This is a genomic window from Stutzerimonas stutzeri, assembly GCF_002909485.1.
Taxonomy (GTDB): domain Bacteria; phylum Pseudomonadota; class Gammaproteobacteria; order Pseudomonadales; family Pseudomonadaceae; genus Stutzerimonas; species Stutzerimonas stutzeri_AH.
Genome location: NZ_PPXG01000003.1, coordinates 1 through 23,305, shown reverse-complemented (window position 1 = coordinate 23,305; position 23,305 = coordinate 1). Strand labels below are relative to the sequence as shown.

Here is a 23,305-nt window from a genome sequence, read left to right as displayed (position 1 = left end):
CTAGCGTTCTCCGTCGGATGAGCGGGCCAGCCGGGCAGGCTGGCCAAGATTTCGCGCGAGCACGCGCACGCTGCCGTCCTGCTCGCGTTGCAGCAAGCTGACCAGTGCCAGCCGGCGATCACCCACGCGCACTTCACTGGTGGCCTGGAAGAATTGACTGCCAACCGCCAGCGCAGTGCCCTGCAGCGTAGTTCCGGCCATGGCCGGCTGCGCGAGGAATGCCGCGCTGTTGCGAAACGGCGCGGCACGGCGCAGCTCGACCAGCGACTCGGCAGCACCGAGGCTGAGGTTGTCGCTCAGGCTTGAGAGCACCATTGCGCTCGCCGTGTTGACGTTCAGCGGCACGCCCGGCGGCAACGCTGCTACATAGGGAGCCAGTCGCTGGAAGTCCTCCTCGCGCATGTCCAGCAGCAGGCGCAGCTCTGACAGGTCGTACAGCCGGCGTCCGGCATTGCGATACGGCGGGTCGAGGGCGAGGTATGCATTGTCTTCGGCGCCATATTCGCCGCTCGGCTGCTGGTCCGGGTCGATCCAGTCGAGCAGGCGCTCAGCGTAGGGCGCGACGATATGCAGGCGTAGCAGCAGACGGCGGAACTGCTCGACCGCAGCCGCATTGGGTTGCTGGTCACGCAGCAGGTCGTTGAGATTGAAGCGCCCGGCCAGGTCCTCGATACGCACCAGGATTTCACCCTGATCGATCTCGAAGGCGGGTAGCGGTTGCGCCCAGGGCTCAAGCAGGTGATCGACCGCGTTCCCCGTCTCGCCATTGGCGCCGGCCCGCAGGTCGCGGGCAAGCATGGCCCGCGCCAGCGCCTCGCCACCCAGAGCGTAGTGCCAGGCCTGGCGCGCCTGCATCTGATTGCTGCTGGCGCGAATGCTGAGCTGCTGGCGCGCCACCATCGTCGCGCTGACGACGGTAACGATGGCCACCACCAGCAGCACGGTAATCAAGGCGACTCCGCGCTCGCGCCTCATTGCGGCATCTCCCCTTCGAACGGCTCGGGCACGCCCTCGGCGCCGGGCAATGCCTGCTGCGTCGCGGGCTCGGCGGCATCCGGCAGCCGCAGCAGGCGCGTAATCCGACCGTAGCGTGCGTGTTCGAGGCTTAGTTCCAGGCCGACCGGCAGGCGCTCCGCTGCATCCTCCGGACTGCCGCGACCGAAGTCGAATGGCGGCCATTCCTCGTGCCACACCGCCTCCTCGTCCAGATAGCGCAGCTGCAGCCCCTGCACGTTCTCCAACACGCGCTGCACGCGCGGCTCACTGTCGACGTCGCGGTCCAGCACCACCCAGTAGACGCGTTCGAGATTCTGTCCGGCCAGGCGCCAGCGCACTCGTTGCAGATTCGAACGGCGCAGCCCGGTGGGATTACGCCAGCCGGCGCGGGTCAGCTCCAGCACCGGTGCGCCATCCTCGCCGCTGAGCTGGCCAATGAAGGCGTTGCGCTCGTCGCCGAAGCCATCACGAATCGGCCGGCCGATCACCTGCTGCAGGTCGCGTTCGAAGGCCCACACGGCACGGCTCAGTTCGCGCAGTTGTAATTCCTGGGCGCGCACCGCCTCGTCGCTGCGTAGCACCGCTTCTAGCATGCGGTAGGTGCCCAGCCCGAGCAGTGCGAACAGAGCGATGGCGATCAGCAGTTCAAGCAGGGTGAAGCCAGCGCTGGCGCCTGCGCGCGCGGCCATCACTGCGTGACTCCGGGGCCGACCGCAATGAAGCCGGTAAGACTGGTCACGGCACGCTCTTGCAGCGATCCGCTGCGCCCGCGCGGCGTCTGCAGCGCAACCCAAACGGTCACCCGCAGCAGGCCGGGGTCGGCGCTGGTCTCTATTTCGCTGAGGGTTTGCCACTGGCGGCCGCCGTAATCCAGCTCCTGGGTTGCGCGGCCTATGGCAGGGGGAATCTGCTGCAGCTGCAGTTCGCTGATGCGGTTGTCGGCGATCCAGCCGGCCAGGGTCAGCTCTTCCAGGCGCGCGGCGTTGGTCAGGCTGCGTCCGGCAGCGGTAAGTACCACTGCCGAAACGGCGGCGAAGATTGCCAGTGCCACCAGCACTTCGAGCAGCGTGAAGCCACGGCCGACCTTGGCCGAGCGTCTGCTCATCGCCTATCCTCGATGACTTTCGCCTCAGGCAGACGAAAGCCGTCGCTGGTGACCAGCCAGCCACCGCCGCGCTGCTGGCGTTCGGACAGGCGCAGGCTGAACGGCGAAAGCTCGCCGCTGGAAAGGATCAGCAGCTGTGGCTCCAGCCGCGGTGCGCTCCGAGTTGTTCGCTCGCCACCGCGGGACAATCCGGCGCGGTCGTCCTCACGCTTTTGCGGGGCCACCAGTTCCAGCGGCGTGCCATCCAGTTCCAGGTCCAGGCGCATCCACTCCGGTACTTTGTGCAGCTTGCGCCGATCAACCTCCAGCCAGCGCGTGGCCGTCTCGTCGTAGCGCAGCACCCGGTAGCCTTCGCTGTTTACCAGCAGGCCGTATTCGCGACTGTCGAGCACCGCCTCGTCGCTGAGCACGCCGATCAGTGCAGCCAGGCGGCGCGCCTCGTCACGCAGCTCGCGCGAGGTGCTCGAACCGCCGACACTGAGCACCGCCACGCTGACCAGAATGCCCAGCAGGACGATGACCACCAGCAGCTCGATCAGCGTGAAGGCGCGGGCGCGGCGCCGCATCGTTTACAGGTCCCAGTTGCCGATGTCGGCATTGAGGTCGCTACCCCCGGGCTTGCCGTCGGCACCGTAGGAATACAGGTCGAACTGGCTCTGCGTTCCCGGTGACAGGTACTGGTAGTCGTTGCCCCATGGGTCCTTGGGCAGGCGCTTGAGGTAGCCATCGCGGTTCCAGTTCTTCGGTTGCGGGTTGCCGGAGGGCTTCTTCACCAGTGCATCGAGCCCCTGCTGGGTGCTCGGGTAGGCGAAATTATCCAGCTTGTACATGTCCAGCGCGGCGGCGATCGCCTTGATGTCGCCCTTGGCCACGGTGACCTTGGCCTGATCCGGCCGGCTCATCACCTGCGGCACCACCAGCGCGGCAAGGATGCCGAGGATGACCACCACCACCATGATTTCGATGAGGGTGAAGCCCCCTTGCGTGCGTCGTTGCAACTTCATTGTTATTACCCCACCAGTTGGTTGAGAGAAAGGATCGGCATCAGGATCGCCAGCACGATGACCAGCACCACAGCCCCCATGAACACCAGCATGAACGGTTCGAACAGGCCGACCAGCAAAGACACCTGGGCAGCGAGGTCGTTCTCCTGATTGCGTGCGGTACGCGCCAGCATCTGGTCCAGTTCACCGGATTTCTCACCGCTGGCGATCATATGCAGCATCATCGGCGGGAATTCGCCGGTGGCATCCAGCGCGCGGGTCAGGCTGCTGCCTTCGCGAACCTTCTGCGCCGCCTCGACCACCCGCTCGCGAATGCGCAGGTTGGCGATCACCGCGGCAGCAATGGACAGCGCCTCCACCAGCGGCACGCCGCTCTTGGTCAGGATCGCCAGGGTCGAGGCGAAGCGCGCGGTGTTGGTCGCCCTGCTCAGCCGACCGATCAGCGGCACCCGCAGGATGAACGCGTGCCAACGCAGGCGCAGCGCCGGATCGCGCAACGCCGCACGCATGGCCAGTGACGCGGCGATGATGCCGAGCACGATCAGCCAGCCCCAGTTCTTCACCACGTCGCTGGTTGCGATCAGCCCGCGGGTCAGCGCCGGCAGTTCCTGTCCGGTGTTGACGAACACCTTGACCACGTCCGGCACCACGTAGCCGAGCAGCAGCACGACGATGGCCAGCGAGGCGACCATCAGGATCACCGGATAGAGCAGCGCCAGCTGGATCTTCTGCCGCGACTGCTGACGCTGGTCGGTGTAGTCGGCGAGCTGGTCGAGCACCAGCCCCAGATGACCGGCATGCTCCCCCGCCGCTACCGTGGCTCGGTACAGCTCGGGAAAGGCCGACGGATATTCGCGCAGCGCCGCAGCCAGGCTGTGGCCTTCCATCACCCGTGCGCGCACCGCCAGCAGCATCGACTTGATCTTCGCCGAAGTGGATTGCGCCGCTGCGGCACGCAGGGCTTCCTCGATGGGCAGCGCGGCCTGGACCAGCGTCGCCAGCTGCCGGGTGACCAGCGCCAGATCCCGCGCCGACAGGGCTCGGCCGAAGTTGAATCCGCCACGACTGACATCTTCTTTGGACTTGGCCTGCTTCACCTCCAGCGGCGCCCACTGCTTTTCGCGCAGCAGCTGACGTGCCTGGCGCGGGCTGTCCGCCTCGATCAGGCCCTTCTGCTCGCGACCGCGCGGGTCGAGTGCGAGGTATTCGAAAGCGGCCATCAGGCTAGCTCCAGCGCTGGCGCTTCGCGGTCGAGACCGCTCCTACATGGGCAGCGCGCGGCCGTGGGAGCGGCCTTGCCCGTGAAAGGCGTGATCGCGCCACTGCGGTCAAGCTGCAAATGCCGCTCCAGGCGAGCCGAAAACAACCTCATCCCTTCACTCCTCACGCGTCACCCGTAGCACTTCCTCAATGGTGGTCACGCCTTCGCGCACCTTGCGTAGGCCGTCGTCGCGAATGCTCGAGCCCAAGACCCGAGCGTGACGCAGCATGTCCTGCTCACTGGCGCGGGTGTGGACCATGGTGCGCAGGGCATCGTCGAACAGCACCAGTTCGTAGATGCCGGTACGCCCGCGGTACCCCAGCCCGCGACACTGCTCGCAGCCTTCGGCGTGATACAGCGTCGGCGCATTGTCGGGACTCACACCCAGCAGCGCACACTCGGCGGTATCGGCGACATAGGCGCGCTTGCAGTCATTGCACAACACCCGCACGAGGCGCTGGGCCAGTACGCCGAGCAGCGAGGAGGAAATCAGAAACGGCTCCACGCCCATGTCGACCAGACGCGTGACGGCGCCGATGGCACTGTTGGTGTGCAGCGTCGAGAGCACCAGGTGGCCGGTCAGAGAGGCCTGCACCGCCATGTCCGCGGTCTCCTGGTCGCGGATCTCGCCGACCATCACCACGTCCGGGTCCTGGCGCAAAATCGCACGCAAGCCGCGGGCAAAGGTCATGTCGACCTTGGTGTTGACCTGGGTCTGGCCAATGCCTTCGAGGTGATATTCGATGGGATCCTCGACGGTGAGGATATTGCGCGTACGGTCGTTGAGGGTGGTCAACGCCGCGTAGAGCGTGGTGGTCTTGCCCGAGCCGGTGGGCCCGGTGACCAGAATGATGCCGTGGGGCTTGCGCACCGCATGCTCCAGCTGCTCGCGGTCATGCTCGTTCATGCCCAGATGCTTCAGAGTCAGCCGCCCGGCCTGCTTGTCGAGCAGACGCAACACCACCCGCTCACCATTGGCCGAAGGCAGCGTGGAGACGCGAATGTCGACCTCACGCCCGCCGACCCGCAGTGAGATGCGCCCATCCTGCGGAATGCGCTTCTCGGCGATGTCCAGCTTGGCCATGACCTTGATCCGAGACACCAGCAGCGCCGCCAGCTCGCGCTTGGGCTGCACCACTTCACGGAGGATGCCATCGACGCGGAAGCGGATAACCAGGCGCTTCTCGAAGGTTTCGATATGGATATCCGAGGCGTTCTCGTTGATCGCTTCGCCGAGAATGGCGTTGATCAGCCGGATGATCGGCGCATCGTCCTCCTGCTCCAGCAGGTCTTCGGTTTCCTGTATCTGGTCGGCCAAGCTGGCCAGATCGAGATCATTGCCCAGCCCCTCGACCATCAACATCGCCGCGGAAGAGTCGTGCTGATAGGCCGCACCGAGCGCCTGATCGAAATCCGCCTGGGGCAGCCACTGCATCGCCAGGCGCATGCCAACCACCCGCTGCGCCTCCTGCACCGCCGTCAGCGCGGCGCCCTCGCGCAGGCCCAGGCGCATCTCGCCGCCACGCTCCAGCAGAATCACGCCATGTCGCCGCGCGAAGGCGAACGGCAGACGCCGCTGGGCCGGCTGTTCGAGCAGCGTCGTGACTTCGTTTACATCGAGTTCGGGCATCGTGCAGCTCCACCAGCGATACGCAGCGACCCGACGTCACCGCGTTCGAAACACTCCAATCGGGTCTAACCAGCCTAGTTGGACTACAAGGATTGGATGACATTTCAACGTGCGCGCGTTTTTCCTGCATGACGACTTAATTCGGCACCAAGGTCGGAGGCGCTTGGCACCGCTGACGAATATCGCGTCAATGGTGCGTCATTCATGATGCAGACGCGCCGCGTGTCCGACACACACAATTCGGGCGCACGCAGAGCCAAACAGGACGCAATCTGCAGCGAAGCGCCGGAAACAGGTAGTCATCCTGCGACCGACGCGTCAAATACAATCGTTTGATTGAAACAGTTGTTTGATTTTTTCAAGGCTTGCAGAATGCCCCGCCGGGCAATCCGTTCTTGCGCATCGTCCGGCCTGCTTCAATTGTTCCACCCCCGTTCGCCAGAGCAGCGTGCGGGTGAAAAACACGTCGGTGCGCGCCTTGCCGCAGCACTGGTCATGATCACGCAGGAGAACAACAACAATGCACATCGGTGTTCCTCTCGAAACCCACTCTGGGGAGACGCGCGTCGCCGCAACCCCGGAAACCGTCAAGAAACTGATCGGCCAAGGGCACCGGGTGACGCTGCAAAGCGGCGCCGGGTTGCTTTCCAGCGTGCCGGACAGCGCCTATGAAGCGGTCGGCGCAACCATCGGCGATGCCGCCGCGGCCTTCGCCGCCGAGCTGGTGCTGAAGGTCAATGCGCCGGACGATGCGGAACTGGCGCAGATGCAGTCCGGCAGCGTGCTGCTGGGCATGCTCAACCCCTTCGATAACGAATGCATCGCGCGCATGGCCGCCCGCGGCATCACTGCGTTCGCCATGGAAGCCGCGCCGCGTACGTCCCGGGCGCAGAGCCTGGACGTGCTGTCGTCGCAGGCCAACATCGCCGGTTACAAGGCGGTGCTGGTCGGCGCCCATCACTACCCGCGCTTCATGCCGATGCTGATGACTGCTGCCGGTACGGTGAAGGCCGCACGCGTGCTGATCCTCGGGGCCGGTGTCGCCGGGCTGCAGGCCATCGCCACGGCCAAGCGCCTGGGTGCAGTGGTCGAGGCTTCGGACGTGCGTCCGGCGGTGAAGGAGCAGATCGAATCGCTCGGCGCCAAGTTCGTCGACGTGCCGCTGGAGACCGACGAGGAACGCGAATGCGCCGAAGGCGTTGGCGGCTATGCGCGGCCGATGCCGGCTTCGTGGATGGCGCGTCAGGCCCAGGCGGTGCACCAGCGTGCGCTGCAGTCGGACATCGTCATCACCACCGCGCTGATTCCGGGCCGCAAGGCGCCGACGCTGCTGCAGGAAGCCACTGTCGAGCAGATGAAGCCCGGCTCGGTGATCGTCGACCTGGCAGCGGGCCATGGCGGCAACTGCCCGCTGACCGAGATCGATCAGGTGGTGGTGCGCCACGGTGTGACCATCGTCGGCCACGCCAACCTGGCGACGCTGGTCGCGGCCGACGCCTCGGCGCTGTACGCCCGCAACCTGCTGGATTTCCTCAAGCTGGTCATCGACAAGGACGGCCAGTTCCAGCTCAACCTCGAAGACGACATCGTCGCCGCGTGCCTGATTTGCCGCGACGGCCAGGTCGTGCGGACCAACGGTTAAGGGAGACGCGAACATGGATCTGATTTCAGACGGCATCTACAACCTGATCATCTTCGTGCTGGCGATCTACGTCGGCTACCACGTGGTCTGGAACGTCACCCCGGCCCTGCACACCCCGCTGATGGCGGTCACCAACGCGATCTCGGCGATCGTCATCGTCGGCGCCATGCTGGCCGCCGCGCTCACCGTCACCCCGCTGGGCAAGGCCATGGGCACCCTGGCCGTGGCGCTGGCCGCGGTCAACGTGTTCGGGGGCTTCCTGGTCACCCGCCGCATGCTGGAAATGTTCAAGAAGAAGGACCGCAGTGCGGCCAAGGCGGAGGGCAAGTAAGCCATGAGCATGAACCTGATCACCCTGCTCTATCTGGTCGCCTCGGTGTGCTTCATCCAGGCACTGAAGGGGCTGTCCCACCCCACCACCTCACGACGCGGCAACCTGTTCGGCATGATCGGCATGGGGCTGGCGATGCTCACCACGGTCGGCCTGATCTTCAAGCTCGGCAGCGAGCTGGCCACCGCCGGCATCGGCTACGTGCTCGTCGGCCTGCTGATCGGCGGTAGCGTCGGCACCATCATGGCCAAGCGCGTCGAGATGACCAAGATGCCCGAGCTGGTCGCCTTCATGCACAGCATGATCGGCCTGGCCGCGGTGTTCATCGCCATCGCCGCGGTGGTCGAGCCGCAGTCGTTGGGTATCGTCGAGCAGATGGGTTACGCGATTCCGGTGGGCAATCGCCTGGAACTGTTCCTCGGCGCGGCCATCGGTGCCATCACCTTCTCCGGTTCGGTGATCGCCTTCGGCAAGCTGTCCGGCAAGTACAAGTTCCGCCTGTTCCAGGGTGCCCCGGTGGTATTCAAGGGCCAGCACATGGTCAACCTGGCCGTCGGCCTGGCGATCCTCGGCCTGGGCCTGGTCTACACCTTCACCGGCAACCTGACCGCCTTTGCCATCCTGGTGGCACTGGCGTTCGTCATCGGCGTGCTGATCATCATCCCCATCGGCGGTGCGGACATGCCGGTGGTGGTGTCGATGCTCAACAGCTACTCGGGCTGGGCGGCCGCCGGTATCGGCTTCTCGCTGAACAACTCGATGCTGATCATCGCCGGCTCGCTTGTGGGCTCGAGCGGCGCGATCCTCTCGTACATCATGTGCAAGGCGATGAACCGCTCGTTCTTCAACGTGATCCTCGGCGGCTTCGGTGCCGACGCCGATGCCGGCGGCCCGGCGGGCGCGCAGCTTGAGCGCAACGTGAAGTCCGGTTCGGCCGACGACGCCGCGTTCCTGCTGACCAACGCCGACACCGTGATCATCGTTCCCGGCTACGGCCTGGCGGTGGCCCGCGCGCAGCACGCGCTGATGGAACTGGCCGAGAAGCTGACGCACATGGGCGTGACCGTGAAGTACGCGATCCACCCGGTCGCCGGGCGCATGCCGGGCCACATGAACGTGCTGCTGGCGGAGGCCGAGGTGCCTTACGAGCAGGTGTTCGAGATGGACGACATCAACTCCGAGTTCGGCCAGGCCGACGTGGTGCTGGTGCTCGGCGCCAACGACGTGGTCAACCCGGCGGCGAAGACCGATCCGAAGTCGGCGATCGCTGGCATGCCGATTCTCGAGGCCTACAAAGCCAAGACGGTCATCGTCAACAAGCGCTCCATGGCCAGCGGTTATGCCGGTCTGGACAACGAGCTGTTCTACATGGACAAGACCATGATGGTCTTCGGCGACGCCAAGAAGGTCGTCGAGGATATGGTCAAGGCCGTCGACTGAGCCGCAACCGCTGAACCGAAAAACCCCTCCCGGCCGATGCCGCGAGGGGTTTTTCTTTGCTGGCCGAAGCGCTCAGGCCGTGAAGCCAAACACCTCGCCCAGATGCCGGCGATAGCGCGCGACATCCGCCTCGATCTGCGGCCGCTTCATCACGTCGACGCAGAGGAAAGTCGGCAGACCCTGCATGCCGAGAAACTCGTGGGCCTTGTGGAATGGTAGATAGACGGCGTCCACGCCTTTGCCGGCGAAGAAGTCGCTGGGGTCGTCGAAGGCCTGCTGCGGGGCATTCCAGGTGGCGGAGATCATGTAGCGTTTGCCGTGCAGCAGGCCGCCGCTGCCGTACTTCTGCGATGCATCGGAGCGGGTGCGACCGTCGTTGGCGTAGAGGCTGCCGTGGCCGACGGTGAACACTTCGTCGAGGTATTTCTTCACGGTCCAGGGCGCGCCCATCCACCAGCCGGGCATCTGGTAGATCAGTGCGTCGGCCCAGAGAATTTTCTCGACTTCTTCCTGCGCATCGTAGCCAGCGTCGATCTCGGTAGTCTTGATCTCAAAGCCCGCGGCGGCGAGGGTTTCAATCGCCACTTGGTGCAGCGTGGCATTGTACTGGCCGGCCGAGTGGGCAAAGGCCTTGCCGCCGTTGAGTAGCAGAATCTTGTTCATGGGAATGCCTCAGCAACAGAATGGCGCGCAGCTTAACCGCGGCCGTGCGGGCCTCCCAGGCCGCAGTCGGCAAATCATCTTTGCGTAGCAGTCACGAATCCTCTACCCATTGGCATCCACTCAGCTCACTTTCACCAAAGGGGCAGCGTCCGGCCGCGACGCATAGCGCTGCGCAAGCACCGCGCAGACCATCAACTGAATCTGGTGGAACAGCATCAGCGGCAGGATCAACGTCCCCAATGCACCGCCTGCGAATAGCACCTGCGCCATTGGGATCCCCGTCGCCAGACTCTTCTTCGATCCGGCGAAAAGGATGGTAATACGGTCTTCCAGATCGAAGCCCAGCCAGCGTGCGATCAGCCAGATAATGAACAGCACCAACGCCAGCAGCAGGCAGCAGGCCAGCACCAGCCCGAGCAGCTGGGGCAGTGGCACTTCGTGCCAGATGCCCTCGACCACCGCATGGCTGAACGCCGTGTAGACCACCAGCAGGATCGAACTCTGGTCGACGTTCTTCAGCCAACCCTTGTTGCGCGCAACCCAGTCGCCGATCCAGCGCCGCGCAATCTGCCCGGCAATGAACGGCAGCAGCAGCTGCACGACGATCTTGCCGATGGCATCGAGCGTCGAGCCACCCTCGCCCTGCGCGCCCATCAGCAACAGCACCAGCAACGGCGTGAGGAAGATGCCGATCAGGCTTGAAGCCGCCGCACTGCACACCGCAGCGGGAATATTGCCGCGCGCCAGGGACGTGAAGGCGATGGCCGACTGCACCGTCGCCGGCAATGCGCAGAGGTAGAGCATGCCCAGATACAGCTCTGGTCCGATCATCGGCGTCAGCAGCGGGCGCAGCGCCAACCCGAGCAGCGGAAACAGCACGAAGGTGCAGCCGAAAACCAGGAGATGCAGACGCCAATGCCCCATGCCTGCGAGGATCGCGCTGCCCGAGAGCTTGGCGCCGTGCATGAAGAACAGCAGGGCGATCGCCAGATTGGTGATCCACTCGAACACCACCACGCCCTGCCCACGCGCTGGCAGCAGCGTGGCGATGGCTACAGCGCCCAGCAGCGCGAGTGTGAAGTTGTCCGGTAGCAGGCGAGGTCTGGCCATATGCGCTCCTGATTGCGTGGCTTGCGGCAAGTTGCCAGCGAGTCTACTGTCGACTCGAATAACCGACTAACGCCATTGGCCAAACAAATGTCGCGAAAAGGACAAAACGGTCTTGCGCGACGCAGCATTCCCACAATGCAAGCGCTGCCACGCCCAGTGTTCGCCCGCAGCGAATCCCTGCCTGAGCGGACCACCACCCCAAGGCACAGCCACCCCTGGGCGCAGCTGTCCTACGCCATCAGCGGTGTGCTGCGGGTGCACACCGACCGCGGGCGCTTCCTAGCTCCGCCGCAACGCGCCATTCTGATCCCCCCGGGTTTGCTCCATGAGGTAATCAGCTCACCGCACACCGAGATGCGCAGCCTGTACATCGACTATCGCGCCGTGGCGTGGGCGCCCTCCCGTTGCCAGGTGCTGGCCGTCAGCCCATTGCTGCGCGAGCTGATCCGCGCCTTTGGTGCGCTACCGGTGGAGTACGACGAGCAGGGTGCCGACGGCCGACTGGCCGCGGTGCTGCTCGATCAGCTGCGCGCAGCGCCAGCGATCGGCTATTCCCTGCCCTGGCCCAGCGACGCCCGTCTTCGCCAGGTCTGCGAGGCGCTCTATGAGCAACCCGATCTTTCACTCAACCTAGTGCAATGGAGCGAACGCCTACAGGTTTCCGAGAAGACCCCGACCCGCCAATTTCAACGCGACACCGGCCTCAGCTTCCGCGCCTGGCGTCAGCGTTTACGCCTGCTCAGCGCCCTTCCCCTGCTGGAGCAAGGTCAGCCGGTTACCGACGTTGCGCTGGCGTGCGGTTACGAATCCACCTCGGCATTCATCGCCGCTTTCGGCCAACAGTTCGGCACCACACCGGGCGCTCTTTCGCGCCTACCGCGCCAGTAGACCCAGCGCCGAAACAGTTGGAGTGCATGCGACCGATACAGTCGCACTCACAGGAAAACTGCACCGGCACAATCGAGAATCCCTGTGGCTGTTTCGCTCTGGCGGCGCACGCGATCCTGTGTACCCATAACCCGCACCCGGCCACGCCGGGAAGGAACGCGCCATGGACCGCACGCTGCCCCGTCCCTATGTCGTCACCCGCGTCAGGCACCACTGGCAGCAGATGCTGCAAGCGCTGCGCCGCTGGCACCGCAACAGCCGTACCCGTCAGCAGCTGGCGCAGCTCGACGATCGCCAGCTGGCTGACGTCGGCATCAGCCACAGCATGCGCGCGGCGGAGTTGGAGAAACCGTTCTGGCGCTGAGCCAACCTCGATCTACCTCGCATACAGATTCGGACTATGCTGCGTGCTGCCAGGCCGTAGCAGCGGGAACGCCACACCCATGGCGCGGTCTAGAGCCTCACTACTGGAGATCTGCCATGTCCCGAATCCTGCTTCCCCTTTTCGCCGCCGGTCTTCTGCTTAGCGGTGGCGCCTCGGCTGCCAGCTTCACCGCCACCACCGATATGGTGGTCGGCGGCCTGATCAATACCGTGGATGCCACCTCGGACCTCACCTCTTCCCTGCGCGACGATAAGCTGGTGCTCGATGCCCGCGACGATGCTGCGCGCTTTGTCGCTAGCCAAGGCGATCTGCGCGGCGCTCATCTCGAGGCTGCACTGCGGCACATTCGCAGTGAGCAGCCACAGCTTGGCGCCAGTGATCTGCAACTGGCACAGGCCATCCTCGCCCTCTGACTCCAAGATATCTGCGACAGTGCATAAGCGCTGTCGAAACCTGCGGATGCAACCAGACACTGGCTCTGGAGAAAGCGTTTCGCTAGCCTTGGCGCCGTTTTACTCGGTAACAGGGTTCACATGCGTTCGTTTTCCATCGCCATTTTGTGCATCGCTTTCATTACCGGCTCGGCACACGCCTTCGATGTCACTACCGCGGGCGTCGTGAAGACCAGCTACGTCAGTAGCCAGCTGACCAGCGCGCCTTTCGACAACAAGCTGATCGCCGATGCCCGCGATGATGCGGCCGGCTTCGTCGCCAGCGAAGGCCAGCATGCCGCGGCACGCCTGCAGGCCGCCATGTCGCGCCTGCGCCAGGAGCATCCGGAGCTCGCCGCCAGCGATCTGGAGCTGGCCGAAGCGATCCTCGTCCAATAACCGCACCGGCTTGCCAGTGCCCCGACCCGTGAGAGATTCATCCATGTACAAGCTATTGCTCGCCGTCCCGCTGGCGTTGGCCGTCATCGCGGGCACTGCCCAGGCGCAAACCTTGGTCGCCACCAGCAACATCGTCGTACGTGCCCTGGACCGCAGCATCAACTTCACCTCCGACGTGACGAGCCGCATCAGCGACATGAAAGTCGTCGTCGAAGCCCGTGAAGACGCCGCCAGCTTCGTCGCCAGTGCTGGCGAAATCCGCGGTGCCCATCTGGAGGCAGCGATTGGCACGCTGCGCAGCGAATTCCCCGCAGCGCGTGGCGCCAGCGACCTGCAACTGGCCGAAGCCATCCTCGCGCTGTGACCCGCCTCGGCGCCTGGCTGCTGGCGAGCTGCCTGAGCCTGGCCAGCATCGCAGCTCATGGCGAGCTGCGACTGGCCCTCGACTCACGCACGCTGGACGCCGAGCAACGCGCAGCCAGCCAGGCGCTGCTGGACGAAGCCATGGCCGCACTGCCCCCGCGCCTGGTGCAGAGCCTCGACCGCGAAGTTCGAGTGCAGTGGCGCGATGATCTGCCGGAGCAGGCCTATGGCCGCGCCGGCGGCAATCGCCTTCAGCTCAATCGGCGCCTGCTACCGGCACTTACCGACGGCAGCGCTGCCAGCGAGAAGACCAATCGTCCCCACGGCACGGTACGCCGCGAGCTACTCGCCACGGTCGTTCACGAAGTAGCGCATCTATACGACCGCGCTCGCCTATGGTCGCCCGAGCAGCACCTGCTACAGGGCCAATGCCGCCAGCGTGCCGGCAACCTAGGGCTGATCGGCCTGCCCGACCACTGCCGCGGGCAGACCGGCCGGCGCTTCACCCTCAGTGATGACCCCCGCCTGCTCGATCTGGCCGGCTGGCCGCAAAGGGTCGGCAAGCGCGGCCTGCGTGAACACGACAACGCTCAACTGGTACGCAGTCCCGACCCGTACGAGCTAACCAGCCCGCTGGAATTCGTAGCCGTTAACCTTGAGTATTTCCTGCTCGACCCCAGCTACGCCTGTCGCCGCCCCTCCCTGCAACGCTACCTGCGCGACCACTTCAGTTGGGCACCAGAAAACGCTGCCGATTGCGCCGACGACTATCCGTTTCTGAACGCCGGTCGCGAGTTCGGCCGCACGCCGCTGCTGAGCCTCGATCCCGAGCGGGTCTATGAGGTCGACTACCTGTTCGCCGAAGCCAACGATGCCTGGGTCAGTCGCTGGGGCCACAGCATGCTGCGCCTGGTGATCTGCGCACCTAGTCGCGAGCCAGGTCCCGATTGCCGACTGGATCTGGATCATCATCTGGTGCTGTCCTTCCGTGCCTTCGTCGACGATGTGCAACTGTCCAGCTGGGACGGCCTTACCGGCGTCTATCCCTCTCGCCTGTTCATTCTGCCGTTGGGCCAGGTGATCGACGAATACACCAAGGTGGAACTGCGCGGGCTGGCTTCGGTGCCGCTGAAACTGCAGCGCGAGGAGATTCGCGCACTGGTCGAGCGCAGCGCCGAGCTGCATTGGAGCTACGACGGCGACTACTATTTCCTGTCCAACAACTGCGCGGTGGAAACCCTCAAGCTGCTGCGCACCGGCACGGCACGCCAAGAGCTGGTCGCGCTGGACAGCATCATGCCCAACGGGCTGCTGGAGGTGCTGATCCACCGAGGCCTGGCCGACGCCAGTGTCCTCGACGACACACGTGAAGCGCTGCGCCTGGGCTATCGTTTCGATTCCTATCGCGACCGCTACCAGGCCATGTTCACCATCCTCAAGGAGCGCCTCGGTCTACCGCAGGACAGCGTCGAACAGTGGCTGGAACTCAGTGCCGCCGACCGTCAGCAATGGATCGACCGCGCCGATCTACGCGCCTCCGCCGCCCTGCTGCTAGTCGAACAGGCCGCGCTGCGCCGCCAGCTACTCCTCGCCCAGGACGAACTGAAGAACCGCTACCTCGGCGGCCGCGGTCGGGATGCCACGTTGAACAAAGCCGACGGCGCCCTGCAGGAAATCCTCGCCAACAGCGGCTACCTCAGCCGCCCCGCCGAACTGCTCGATGGCGACGGCTACGGCCTGCCACAGCTCAGCGAATGGACCCGCCTGGAACGCGAAAGCGAACAACGCCAACTGCGCCTGAATCAGCTGAGTGAAGAGCTGGATCAGGAAGTCCGGGTGCTGCTGGGCGATGAGCGGAGGAAGGAGCTGGAAGCGATCGAAGGGAACCTGGCGCAAATCGGCGAGCATCTGCGCGGGTTGCACAAGGCTGGGGGTGGGTTGGAGTTGCCGTAGATGATGGTTCCGATAGGCCTACCGGGAGCTATAGGACGGGCTATGGAGCCTCCCCGGTCGGCCGCAATCAATCGGCATAACGCACATGGCGATCCATCAGGTTGAGGCGGCCGGTGATGTCATAGGCATTGACGCGGCCCAGATTCTAAGTCAGTTGCGCTTCCCAGGTTTCATCGTCCATATCACGCCAGTAGCGCTCGGAGCGGCCCGTGCGGCGGTCATGTGCCGCCGTGGTCGGGTCGTTCGCGCGGTGTTTCTCGAACAGCGGGATATCCGGCAGCGGGCGGCCGATGTCCATGTAGTTCTGCAGAAAATCCCAGGCGGCGAAGTGCGGAGCCATGCTGGAGTCCTTGGGCACGATGGGGCTGAGGTCGATGGCCAGGTCGTGATAGCGATGCACCAGATGCAGTTGATGCCAGATCAGCCCTTGGCGGTCGGGACCGCTGCTGATATAGGCATCGAACTCATGAAAGGGATAGGTGAACTCACCGATGGTGCCGCTGCGCTGGTACTCGCCCATATTGTCGTAATCGAAGATGGTGACCATGCCAGTGCGGCGGTTGAACTCCCATAACGGCCCCTTGGAAGGGCGAACGACCCAGTTGGTGAACTTGTGAACAACTAGGGAGCCTATGGCCCAGCAGGCGAGGGGGGGACCTAAAAACCATGGTGCTGTTTCTAGTACGACAGCCCAGAACCCTGATAGGAAACCTGAAGGATTGTGATAGGCATCTACAGACCACGCGAAAGGAAGTAGAACCAGAAGAGCCCAAAAAACAAAGCGCCCCCCTCCCCACAGATAAAACCAGAACAGGCTGCGTTTGGAGAGTGACGCATGTCGATAGCGTTCGTGATCGATGACCTGGTGGTAATCCAGCAGTTCGTAGGCTTCTCGTTGCTCCTCCCCTGTTTCCAGCGCGTGCTCATAGCGTTCAACATCTCGCAGACCGGCGGGGGATGTATGGCTCAGCATGCTATGGGGCACGATATCTTCGGTATGGCCCCAAGGCAGGCGCGAGCTGCCAAAGCGAAACAACCAACTGCGCTTGACCGCTGTCGGCTGGTCGGGAATGCGCGCCGGCTGGTAGGCGCTGGGGCTGTAATGGGCAGTCATAGGGTGCAATCAATCGGCATAACGCACATGGCGATCCATCAGGTTGAGGCGGCCGGTGATGTCATAGGCATTGACGCGGCCCAGATTCTGCGTCAGTTGCGCTTCCCAGGTTTCATCGTCCATATCACGCCAGTAGCGCTCGGGGCGGCCCGTGCGGCGGTCATGCGCTGCCGTTACCGGGTCGTTCGCGCGGTGCTGCTCAAACAGCGGGATATCCGGCAGGGGGCGGCTGATGTCCATGTAGTTCTGCAGAAAATCCCAGGCGGCGAAGTGCGGCGCCATGCTGGAGTCTTTGGAAACGATGGGGCTGAGGTCGATGGCCAGGTCGTGATAGCGATGCACCAGATGCAGTTGATGCCAGATCAACCCCTGGCGGTCAGGACCACTGCTGATATAGGCATCGAACTCATAAAAGGGGCAGGTGAACTCACCGATAGTGCCGCTGCGTTTGTACTCACCCATATTGTCGTAATCGAAGAACGTAACGATGCCGGTGCGGCGGTTGAGCTCCCAGAGCGGACCTTTGGAAGGGCGAACGACCCAGTTGGTAAGCTTGTGGACGACTAGGGAGCCTATGGCCCAGCAGGCTAGGGGAACTCCCAAAAACCAAGGCGCTGTCTCTAGAACAACACTAATTAAGCCTTGAGTAAAACCTTCTGGATGAGCATCAGCCACAAGCAGCCAGCTTATAGGCGACATAATCATCATCACCCAAAAAACAAAGCGTCCCCCCCCCCATAGATAAAACCAGAACAGGCTGCGTTTGGAGAGTGACGCATGTCGATAGCGTTCGTGATCGATGATCTGGTGGTAATCCAGCATTTCGTATGCCTGGCGCTTTTTCGCCCCCGTTTCCAGCGCGGACTCATAGCGTTCAACATCTCGCAGGCCGGCAGGTGATGGCTGGCTCAGCATGCTATGGGGCACGATATCCTCGGTATGGCCCCAGGGCAGGCGCGAGCTGCCAAAGCGGAACAACCAACTGCGCTTGACCGCTGCCGGCTGGTCGGGAATGCGCTCTGGCTGGTAGGCGCTGGGGCTGTAGTGGGCAGTCATGGGGGCATCCTTACGGCTGGCTGTCCGGGTGGGTCTGTTCATTGGCCCAGAAGGGTTGTTTGGCTTGGCTGAAAACGGGTTCGCGATGCCGTTCAGAGTCGTAACGCAGGACATCGGTCGGCGCTGGCGCCGGAAACACCCAAGTCTGATTCTCACCTTGCACGATTATCTGCGCGCGTACGGCCAGCGTGTAAGTCTGCCATCGATGGGGGGGCGTGCGCGGCATGCTCTGCGAAACCGGTACCTCGTAGAACAGTTCCAGGGCATCGGGGTACAGGCGCTGAGCCAGGGGCTGGATGGGGCTCAGGCTATGGCTGCTGGATTGCATCATATCCCTCGGGCTTAGGCGATGGTTGCTGCTACGCAGTTGGCTGAGCGCATGGATATTGGCGCTGCCCAAGGTGGTGGCGAGCCCAGGCAGGTTGCTTTCGATACGCACCAGGGTATTGGCGCGGCGCATCGCATGGTATTCGGCGGGGTCGAGCAGGCCCATGGCGCCGCTGTGGCGTGCCTGCTCCGGGTTGGCGCCGATGCGGATGCGAATACCGGCAAACAGGCTGACCAGGCGGTAGAAGGCCTCCTGTGGGTCGTTCCAGAGGTGGGGCACCTTGGCGCTGCGGTTACTGCCGAAGGGGCCGTTGGTCAGCCACTCCTCAATGGGGCTGTCGTCCAGCCACCACACCAGCGCCCCACCCGCCAGAATCAGCAGCAGAGTAGTCCAGCCAACCGGGCCCAGGCCCAGGAAGGTGGCGCCGCTGGCGGTAAAGAAGCCGCCAACTACCCCGACCAGGCCGCCCACGGCCATCAGCCCGTAGCCCCAGGCGGCATCATCGCCCAGGCTGGCTTCGTGCATGGCGTCGTAAATGCTGATACCGATGAAGAGCGTGCCGGCAAAGGTTTGGAAGGCCAGTTTGCCGGTCACGCTTACCAGTCGACCGCCAAAGAGTTTTTGCAGGCCTGACCCAGGGTTGAAGAGCACCCTATCAACTATCCGCTTTTGAAATGTTTGAACTCGTGGGTGGTTGTGCGCGACTTTATTGGCTAGAAACTCCATGGCTAATAGCAAATCAGTTGCTGCACTGATTAGTCCCACAGCAGACCTAGATTCACCTTTATTTCTTATTGTTGCATCTCTAGCCTCGAACTCCGCCTGCACATTAAAAACCTCCAGAATCAACACACCAGCGGGAAAGGCCTTAGAGCTGGGCACGCCGCGTGAGCTTCGGCGCCAGCCGCGCTCTTGTTGGGCCAGCCGCTCTTGCGCCTGTTTCAGGGTATTGTTGGCTTCGCTCAGGCGGCTACGGGCGGCTTCCCGGCGCTCCCGCGCCTGCTGAAGGTCGTTTTGGATACGCAGTTCTTCCGCAATCTGCCGGTTCAGTTCTCGTATCAGGCGGGCGGTGCGGTGGTTCTTGGGGATGGCCAATAGCAGCAGCTCTTCTACGAACTGGTCGATGCCGGCCCTATTGGCCCTGACTTCATCGCTGAGGCCCAGCAGCCTTCCCTCCAGATTCAAAAGCTTGCCAAAGATCTGCCGCGCTTGCTGTGGTGACACCGGGAGGTCGCTCAAACCGAAGAAGTAGTATTTCTCCTGGTTCACGGCGTTATGGGGCACGAACACCATGTCGCCGAAGTCCTGCTGCAGCATGCTGCGCAGCAGTTGCAGGTCCTTGGTATACATTCGGTACTTGGCAGGGAATGCTTCCTTGCCCAGCTCCTCTTTCAGCACATTGCCGCGCTCTTGCTCGTGGCGCAGGTCACCCTCACGGTCATGCGCCTCCACCCGGCTGCGCCTGCTCTCAGTCGTAGCCTGTTGGTGTCCTGCGCTGGCGCTGGTCAACCCTTTTTGCGCCTCCTTCTGGGCGCTGGTCAGGTTCTCCCATACGTTTATCAGTGCGGCGGCGCCGCTTTTGGCGGAAGGCAGGAGCAGGAAGTCCGGCTGTTGCATCAATCCTGCGAGCGTGTTGCCTTCCAGGGTCGCCGGCTCTTCGCCGGGCGGTGCATTGAGCTGCGCCACCTGGTTCAACGCTTCGGCACGATAATGGCCTTCGCCGTTGTTCGGTGTTTGCACCGCTTGATAGGGCTTGAGCAGGGTGTCGTCGTCCGCCTCTGGCCACAGCATGCGATGTAGAGGCTGGCTGGCGCTTTGCGCAATCTTGCAGAGCAGCGTTCTACCGGCGCTTCTGCGGGGTGCATCGCCTGCCGCCAGGAATGGATCCTGTTGATCGGCCGTGCGCGCCAGGCAGACGAATAGCTGGCTGCAAAGCTGGAAGGCGCCGGCGTAGTCGAGCCCCTCCAGGCAGAAATGGTCGCCCAGCGCATGCTGGTTGGCTGCCTGCTCCAGCCAGGCGGCGAGGTTGTCCTGGGCGGCTTTGAGGCAGGTCATGGCCAACTGGCGAGCATGCTGGCCCGAACACAGGTCGATCTGTTGGCGCCCCTCTTGGCTGACCTGGCTGATGAAGCGGTGCAGCGGGTTGCTTTGCCCGCCGATATGGGGTGGAACCATCATCCGCTGAATCAACAATGCCGAGGCATGATGGGGATGGAAGGTGGCCCGTTGCGCGCAAAGCTGCAGCACTGCCTGGGCCTGGTTGGTGCGCGCCAGCAGGTGGCGCATGCGGTAGAGGCCATCTACCACCAGTACACCGGCGATATGGCGTTTTTTGACCGTGGCCAGCATGTCGGTTTCAGCCGCAGCGGCCTGCCAGTGTTCACGTTCGTTGGTTGCGCTGCAGACATGCTGGAGGTTCTGTAGCGTGTCGCCCAGCTCAACGGCCCAGGCGCCTGTCTCCGGGCGTAGGTCATCCTGCGTTTGCTGTGGATGCGTTGGTCCTGGGTTGGATTCGCCGCGCTCGTGGCGTTGATGAACCTGCTGAGCATACTGCTGGCTCTGCACGGGGTACTGGCCGCTCAGATCGTGCAGATACTTGAGCGGTTGATCGAACAACCATTCGCGGGCGGGCTCACGCGGACGATGGGCGGGGACATTTTGCAGGTAGAAGGCCTGCTGCTGGCTGGAAGCCCGGTAAGTGGTGTTACCGAAGCTGCGTTCGGCCACGGCCAGGCCTAAGCGATTGCAGCGGGCGCGACGCAGGCGAGCATTGCGCTCCATAGCGTTCAGGCGAACGGCAGGCCATTGCACCTCGGCATAACCTATCTCGATATCCGGGGCCGCGCGGTTGTTCCATCTGGCTGGCAGCCAAATCTCACTCAGCCCTTTGCCACTGGCCGTGCGGGCGCCATCTCGAAAGCGGTCGCCATTGCGAAAGTCACTCAGGCGTACGTCGTGATAAGTCACCTGCCCCTCAGCCTGACGAATCTCCAGTTCACGCCACACTTTGCCGCGATAGAACAGGTAGATGAAGCCGGGGCGCACATGCACGGGGTATTCACGATGCTGGTGGTTGGCGCTGATACCGAGCATCGTGCTCATGGGTACTGCAGGGACGATGCAGTTCCACTGCCGCTCACGCTGGCGCGGGGTAGCGCGTGTGTCATCCATCAGCGGCACGCGGATGGGGCTGCCGCGCTCTGCTTCGATCTCCAGCCAGAGATGGCGCTTGGGTTGCTGCTGCCAATCCCAGATATGCAGGGTGCTGCTCCGCCGAGAATCAGCTACAAGCTCTTGTTTGACCTGCTGGGTTAGCCACTCCTGCAGCTCATGATCGGTTTCGTCATAGATCACCACTCGCTGTTCCGGTGGGTGATCTTTGCCAATCACTTCGACGATCAGCTTGCCAGCTTCACAGGCCGGATTGCCGGACAGACTCCCTACTTTGGCATTCATCCTTGACTCTCCGAGGGGGCTGGTGTGGCTTCCAGCCAGGATTGCAGTTGCTGCAGACGAAACTGCACCTGGCCCGATGCGATTTGGGGATGGCTTAGGTGCTGGGGATAAGTGAGCCGGGCTTCGAGGTATGCGCCCAGGCTCTTCTCGTCGTCGAACCCAGAGGCAAGACCCTGCTGCAGATAGCCCAAAACCTGGTTGAACTCAGCCTGTGAATGCTCCTGCCAGCGCTCATAGGCAAATGCCTCTAGTTGCTGCCGTTCGAGAGCAGCAATCTGCATTCTGTCGAGTATCAGCTTGCCTTTCGGCGGCGCCCCATGATTGGTCGACTCGCTCCGTAGGCTGCGCCAATGGCTGATGTGCTCGCTGCGGTCTGCCCAGGTGGCGCCATGCCAGAACAACTGCTCGATGGGGCCTAGCCAAGTGATAACGGCCTCGGTAGCCGCGAAAAGGTAACTGGCCACCTGTGGATCGTAATAGCGCAGTATCCCCTTACGCTCACCTTCAAACTGCACGACCAGCATCGCGCGCAGATGAGCCAACAGCTCATCAACTGGCCGCCCGGAACTCAACAACACGCCAGGCCATTGCTCCGGCGCTTGGCGATACGCCGACAACGAGGGGCTATCCGGCGCCAGTTGTATTAGCCAAGGTCCTTGTTCGACATGAGCGCCCAGCTCGGTATTGGCAAACAGAGCTTCCGGTCGTGGATCAGGCTCTAGCTGGTAAATCCGCTGCAGCAGGGGCTCATCCAATTCGAGCAGCATGAAGAGTGGGGTAGAAAGATTGGGAAGCCCTGCGAGTATCTGTACAGACATCAATCAGCTCCCTAACTGGGCGGCATGACGACAAGGACAGTTGGTCAGCGGGCATTGCATTGGCGTACCGCCCCGAGGCTTCTGACACAACTCGATTAGCGGTGTATGGCTGAATCTCGCTTGCTTCAGTCGATGTTCAAGCACAGCCCCAGGCACATCCGCATCTGCCGCCCTAACTTGCCCCGGCAACACCGGCGCCGCACCGGCCCCCTTACCCGGACTTCCCCCCGAGTTCATCCGGATCAAAGGCCCGACCATGGTGATGCCGCTGGCATCGAGCTTGATAAAGCTGCCGGCTGCCTTGAAGGTCAGTTCGCTGCCGGCTTCGAGGACTACTTTCAAGCCGCTGGAGAGGTGAATTTCATTGCCTGCCTCGATGAACTGCCCGGTGCCGATCTTCAGGTGCTGACTGTTGCCGACGGTGAGGTGGTCGTTGGCGCGGACTTCGGTCTTACGGTCAGCGTGGGTGGTGCGGTGTTCTTCGGCTTTGAATTCGCTGTAGCTGTTGGCCTCGACAGTGTCGTGGCGTTCGTGGCCGACGCGGATCTTCCGGTCGTGCTCGATGTTCTCGTCCCAGTCGCGCTGGGAGTGGATGTAGATCTGTTCGGCGCCCTTGCGGTCTTCGATACGCAGCTCGTTGTAACCGCCACCACCTGGGGAGCTCAGGGTCTTGAACACCGTGCGGGTTTTGTTCGCCGGCAGGTCGTAGGGGACCTGGTGTTCCTTGTGGTACAGGCAGCCGGTCACCAGCGGTTGGTCGGGGTCGCCTTCGAGAAAGGTGACCAGCACTTCCATGCCGACCCGCGGGATGGCGATGCCGCCATAGCGGTCGCCGGCCCAGCTCGAGCTGACGCGTAGCCAGCAGCTGGTCTTGTCGTCGGCCTGGCCTTCGCGGTCCCAGTGGAATTGAACGCGCACGCGGCCGTACTCGT

At 63.3% G+C, this 23,305-nt stretch carries 24 protein-coding genes; 9 read left to right on the top strand and 15 right to left on the bottom strand.

Annotation, left to right across the window (positions count from 1 at the left end; genetic code table 11):
• The 8 genes from gspK to CXK91_RS22575 form a co-directional block, all read right to left on the bottom strand.
• Nucleotides 1-975, bottom strand: coding sequence for a type II secretion system minor pseudopilin GspK (gspK, locus tag CXK91_RS07535; RefSeq protein ID WP_103455565.1), 975 nt, complete (start codon nt 973-975; stop codon nt 1-3).
• Nucleotides 972-1,685, bottom strand: a complete 714-nt coding sequence (gspJ, locus tag CXK91_RS07530; RefSeq protein WP_103455564.1) for a type II secretion system minor pseudopilin GspJ — start codon at nt 1,683-1,685, stop codon at nt 972-974. The genes gspK and gspJ overlap by 4 nt, the downstream gene beginning before the upstream one ends.
• Entirely contained in the window at nt 1,685-2,101 is a 417-nt protein-coding gene (gspI, locus tag CXK91_RS07525) for a type II secretion system minor pseudopilin GspI (RefSeq protein WP_103455563.1), read from the bottom strand. The genes gspJ and gspI overlap by 1 nt, the downstream gene beginning before the upstream one ends.
• A complete protein-coding gene (gspH, locus tag CXK91_RS07520; RefSeq protein WP_103455562.1) occupies nt 2,098-2,667 on the bottom strand; it encodes a type II secretion system minor pseudopilin GspH in 570 nt (189 codons plus the stop codon). Before gspH ends, gspI begins: the two co-directional genes overlap by 4 nt.
• A 3-nt stretch (nt 2,668-2,670) precedes the next feature.
• Nucleotides 2,671-3,105 carry a type II secretion system major pseudopilin GspG gene (gene gspG, locus CXK91_RS07515; RefSeq protein ID WP_103455561.1) on the bottom strand — a complete coding sequence of 145 codons (435 nt, stop codon included), beginning with the start codon at nt 3,103-3,105 and terminating at the stop codon, nt 2,671-2,673.
• Nucleotides 3,106-3,110: 5 nt separating this feature from the next.
• Entirely contained in the window at nt 3,111-4,325 is a 1,215-nt protein-coding gene (gene xcpS, locus CXK91_RS07510) for a GspF family T2SS innner membrane protein variant XcpS (protein WP_103455560.1), read from the bottom strand.
• A 156-nt stretch (nt 4,326-4,481) separates the two neighbouring features.
• Nucleotides 4,482-5,996: a type II secretion system ATPase GspE gene (gene gspE / locus CXK91_RS07505; protein ID WP_103455559.1), complete on the bottom strand. Its 1,515-nt coding sequence runs from the start codon at nt 5,994-5,996 to the stop codon at nt 4,482-4,484.
• Between the two features lie 318 nt (nt 5,997-6,314).
• Entirely contained in the window at nt 6,315-6,524 is a 210-nt protein-coding gene (locus tag CXK91_RS22575; protein WP_146048123.1) for a hypothetical protein, read from the bottom strand.
• On the opposite strand from CXK91_RS22575, the gene CXK91_RS07500 reads away from it, so the two are divergent.
• The 3 genes from CXK91_RS07500 to CXK91_RS07490 are packed head-to-tail and all read left to right on the top strand — an operon-like array spanning nt 6,517 to nt 9,409.
• Entirely contained in the window at nt 6,517-7,638 is a 1,122-nt protein-coding gene (locus CXK91_RS07500) for a Re/Si-specific NAD(P)(+) transhydrogenase subunit alpha (RefSeq protein WP_103455558.1), read from the top strand. The genes CXK91_RS22575 and CXK91_RS07500 overlap by 8 nt on opposite strands.
• Nucleotides 7,639-7,651: 13 nt before the next feature.
• The gene (locus CXK91_RS07495) at nt 7,652-7,969 is read left to right on the top strand and encodes an NAD(P) transhydrogenase subunit alpha (protein WP_003284152.1); all 318 of its coding nucleotides are present in this window, start codon (nt 7,652-7,654) and stop codon (nt 7,967-7,969) included.
• A gap of 3 nt (nt 7,970-7,972) precedes the next feature.
• A complete protein-coding gene (locus tag CXK91_RS07490) occupies nt 7,973-9,409 on the top strand; it encodes an NAD(P)(+) transhydrogenase (Re/Si-specific) subunit beta (protein ID WP_103455557.1) in 1,437 nt (478 codons plus the stop codon).
• Nucleotides 9,410-9,481: 72 nt separating this feature from the next.
• On the opposite strand, the gene CXK91_RS07485 is transcribed toward CXK91_RS07490, so the two are convergent.
• The gene (locus tag CXK91_RS07485; RefSeq protein ID WP_103455556.1) at nt 9,482-10,072 is read right to left on the bottom strand and encodes an NAD(P)H-dependent oxidoreductase; all 591 of its coding nucleotides are present in this window, start codon (nt 10,070-10,072) and stop codon (nt 9,482-9,484) included.
• Nucleotides 10,073-10,192: 120 nt separating this feature from the next.
• Nucleotides 10,193-11,182, bottom strand: coding sequence for a bile acid:sodium symporter family protein (locus CXK91_RS07480; RefSeq protein ID WP_103455555.1), 990 nt, complete (start codon nt 11,180-11,182; stop codon nt 10,193-10,195).
• Nucleotides 11,183-11,269: 87 nt separating this feature from the next.
• Between CXK91_RS07480 and CXK91_RS07475 the strand changes: the two genes are divergently transcribed.
• The 6 genes from CXK91_RS07475 to CXK91_RS07450 all read left to right on the top strand — a co-directional run bounded on the left by CXK91_RS07475 (nt 11,270) and on the right by CXK91_RS07450 (nt 15,601).
• Nucleotides 11,270-12,070: an AraC family transcriptional regulator gene (locus CXK91_RS07475; RefSeq protein ID WP_181003929.1), complete on the top strand. Its 801-nt coding sequence runs from the start codon at nt 11,270-11,272 to the stop codon at nt 12,068-12,070.
• A gap of 163 nt (nt 12,071-12,233) precedes the next feature.
• Nucleotides 12,234-12,434: a DUF1127 domain-containing protein gene (locus CXK91_RS07470; RefSeq protein WP_103455553.1), complete on the top strand. Its 201-nt coding sequence runs from the start codon at nt 12,234-12,236 to the stop codon at nt 12,432-12,434.
• Between the two features lie 116 nt (nt 12,435-12,550).
• On the top strand, nt 12,551-12,868 hold the full coding sequence (locus tag CXK91_RS07465; RefSeq protein WP_103455552.1) for a DUF2388 domain-containing protein: 318 nt from the start codon (nt 12,551-12,553) through the stop codon (nt 12,866-12,868).
• 120 nt (nt 12,869-12,988) lie between these two features.
• Nucleotides 12,989-13,285, top strand: a complete 297-nt coding sequence (locus tag CXK91_RS07460; RefSeq protein WP_103455551.1) for a DUF2388 domain-containing protein — start codon at nt 12,989-12,991, stop codon at nt 13,283-13,285.
• A gap of 43 nt (nt 13,286-13,328) precedes the next feature.
• Nucleotides 13,329-13,649 carry a DUF2388 domain-containing protein gene (locus CXK91_RS07455; protein ID WP_103455550.1) on the top strand — a complete coding sequence of 107 codons (321 nt, stop codon included), beginning with the start codon at nt 13,329-13,331 and terminating at the stop codon, nt 13,647-13,649.
• On the top strand, nt 13,646-15,601 hold the full coding sequence (locus CXK91_RS07450; RefSeq protein ID WP_103455549.1) for a DUF4105 domain-containing protein: 1,956 nt from the start codon (nt 13,646-13,648) through the stop codon (nt 15,599-15,601). Before CXK91_RS07455 ends, CXK91_RS07450 begins: the two co-directional genes overlap by 4 nt.
• Nucleotides 15,602-15,746: 145 nt before the next feature.
• On the opposite strand, the gene CXK91_RS07445 is transcribed toward CXK91_RS07450, so the two are convergent.
• The 5 genes from CXK91_RS07445 to CXK91_RS07425 all read right to left on the bottom strand — a co-directional run.
• Complete coding sequence (locus CXK91_RS07445; protein ID WP_256055747.1) at nt 15,747-16,715, bottom strand: hypothetical protein; 969 nt, start codon at nt 16,713-16,715, stop codon at nt 15,747-15,749.
• Nucleotides 16,716-16,724: 9 nt separating this feature from the next.
• Nucleotides 16,725-17,630 (bottom strand): hypothetical protein, encoded by a 906-nt coding sequence (locus CXK91_RS07440; protein ID WP_256055746.1) that lies wholly within the window; start codon nt 17,628-17,630, stop codon nt 16,725-16,727.
• A 151-nt stretch (nt 17,631-17,781) separates the two neighbouring features.
• A complete protein-coding gene (locus CXK91_RS07435; RefSeq protein ID WP_103455547.1) occupies nt 17,782-21,555 on the bottom strand; it encodes a hypothetical protein in 3,774 nt (1,257 codons plus the stop codon).
• A complete protein-coding gene (locus CXK91_RS07430; RefSeq protein ID WP_103455546.1) occupies nt 21,552-22,373 on the bottom strand; it encodes a DUF4123 domain-containing protein in 822 nt (273 codons plus the stop codon). Before CXK91_RS07430 ends, CXK91_RS07435 begins: the two co-directional genes overlap by 4 nt.
• A 3-nt stretch (nt 22,374-22,376) precedes the next feature.
• The coding region (locus CXK91_RS07425) for a type VI secretion system Vgr family protein (RefSeq protein WP_146048122.1) at nt 22,377-23,305 on the bottom strand (929 nt) is incomplete at its 5' end.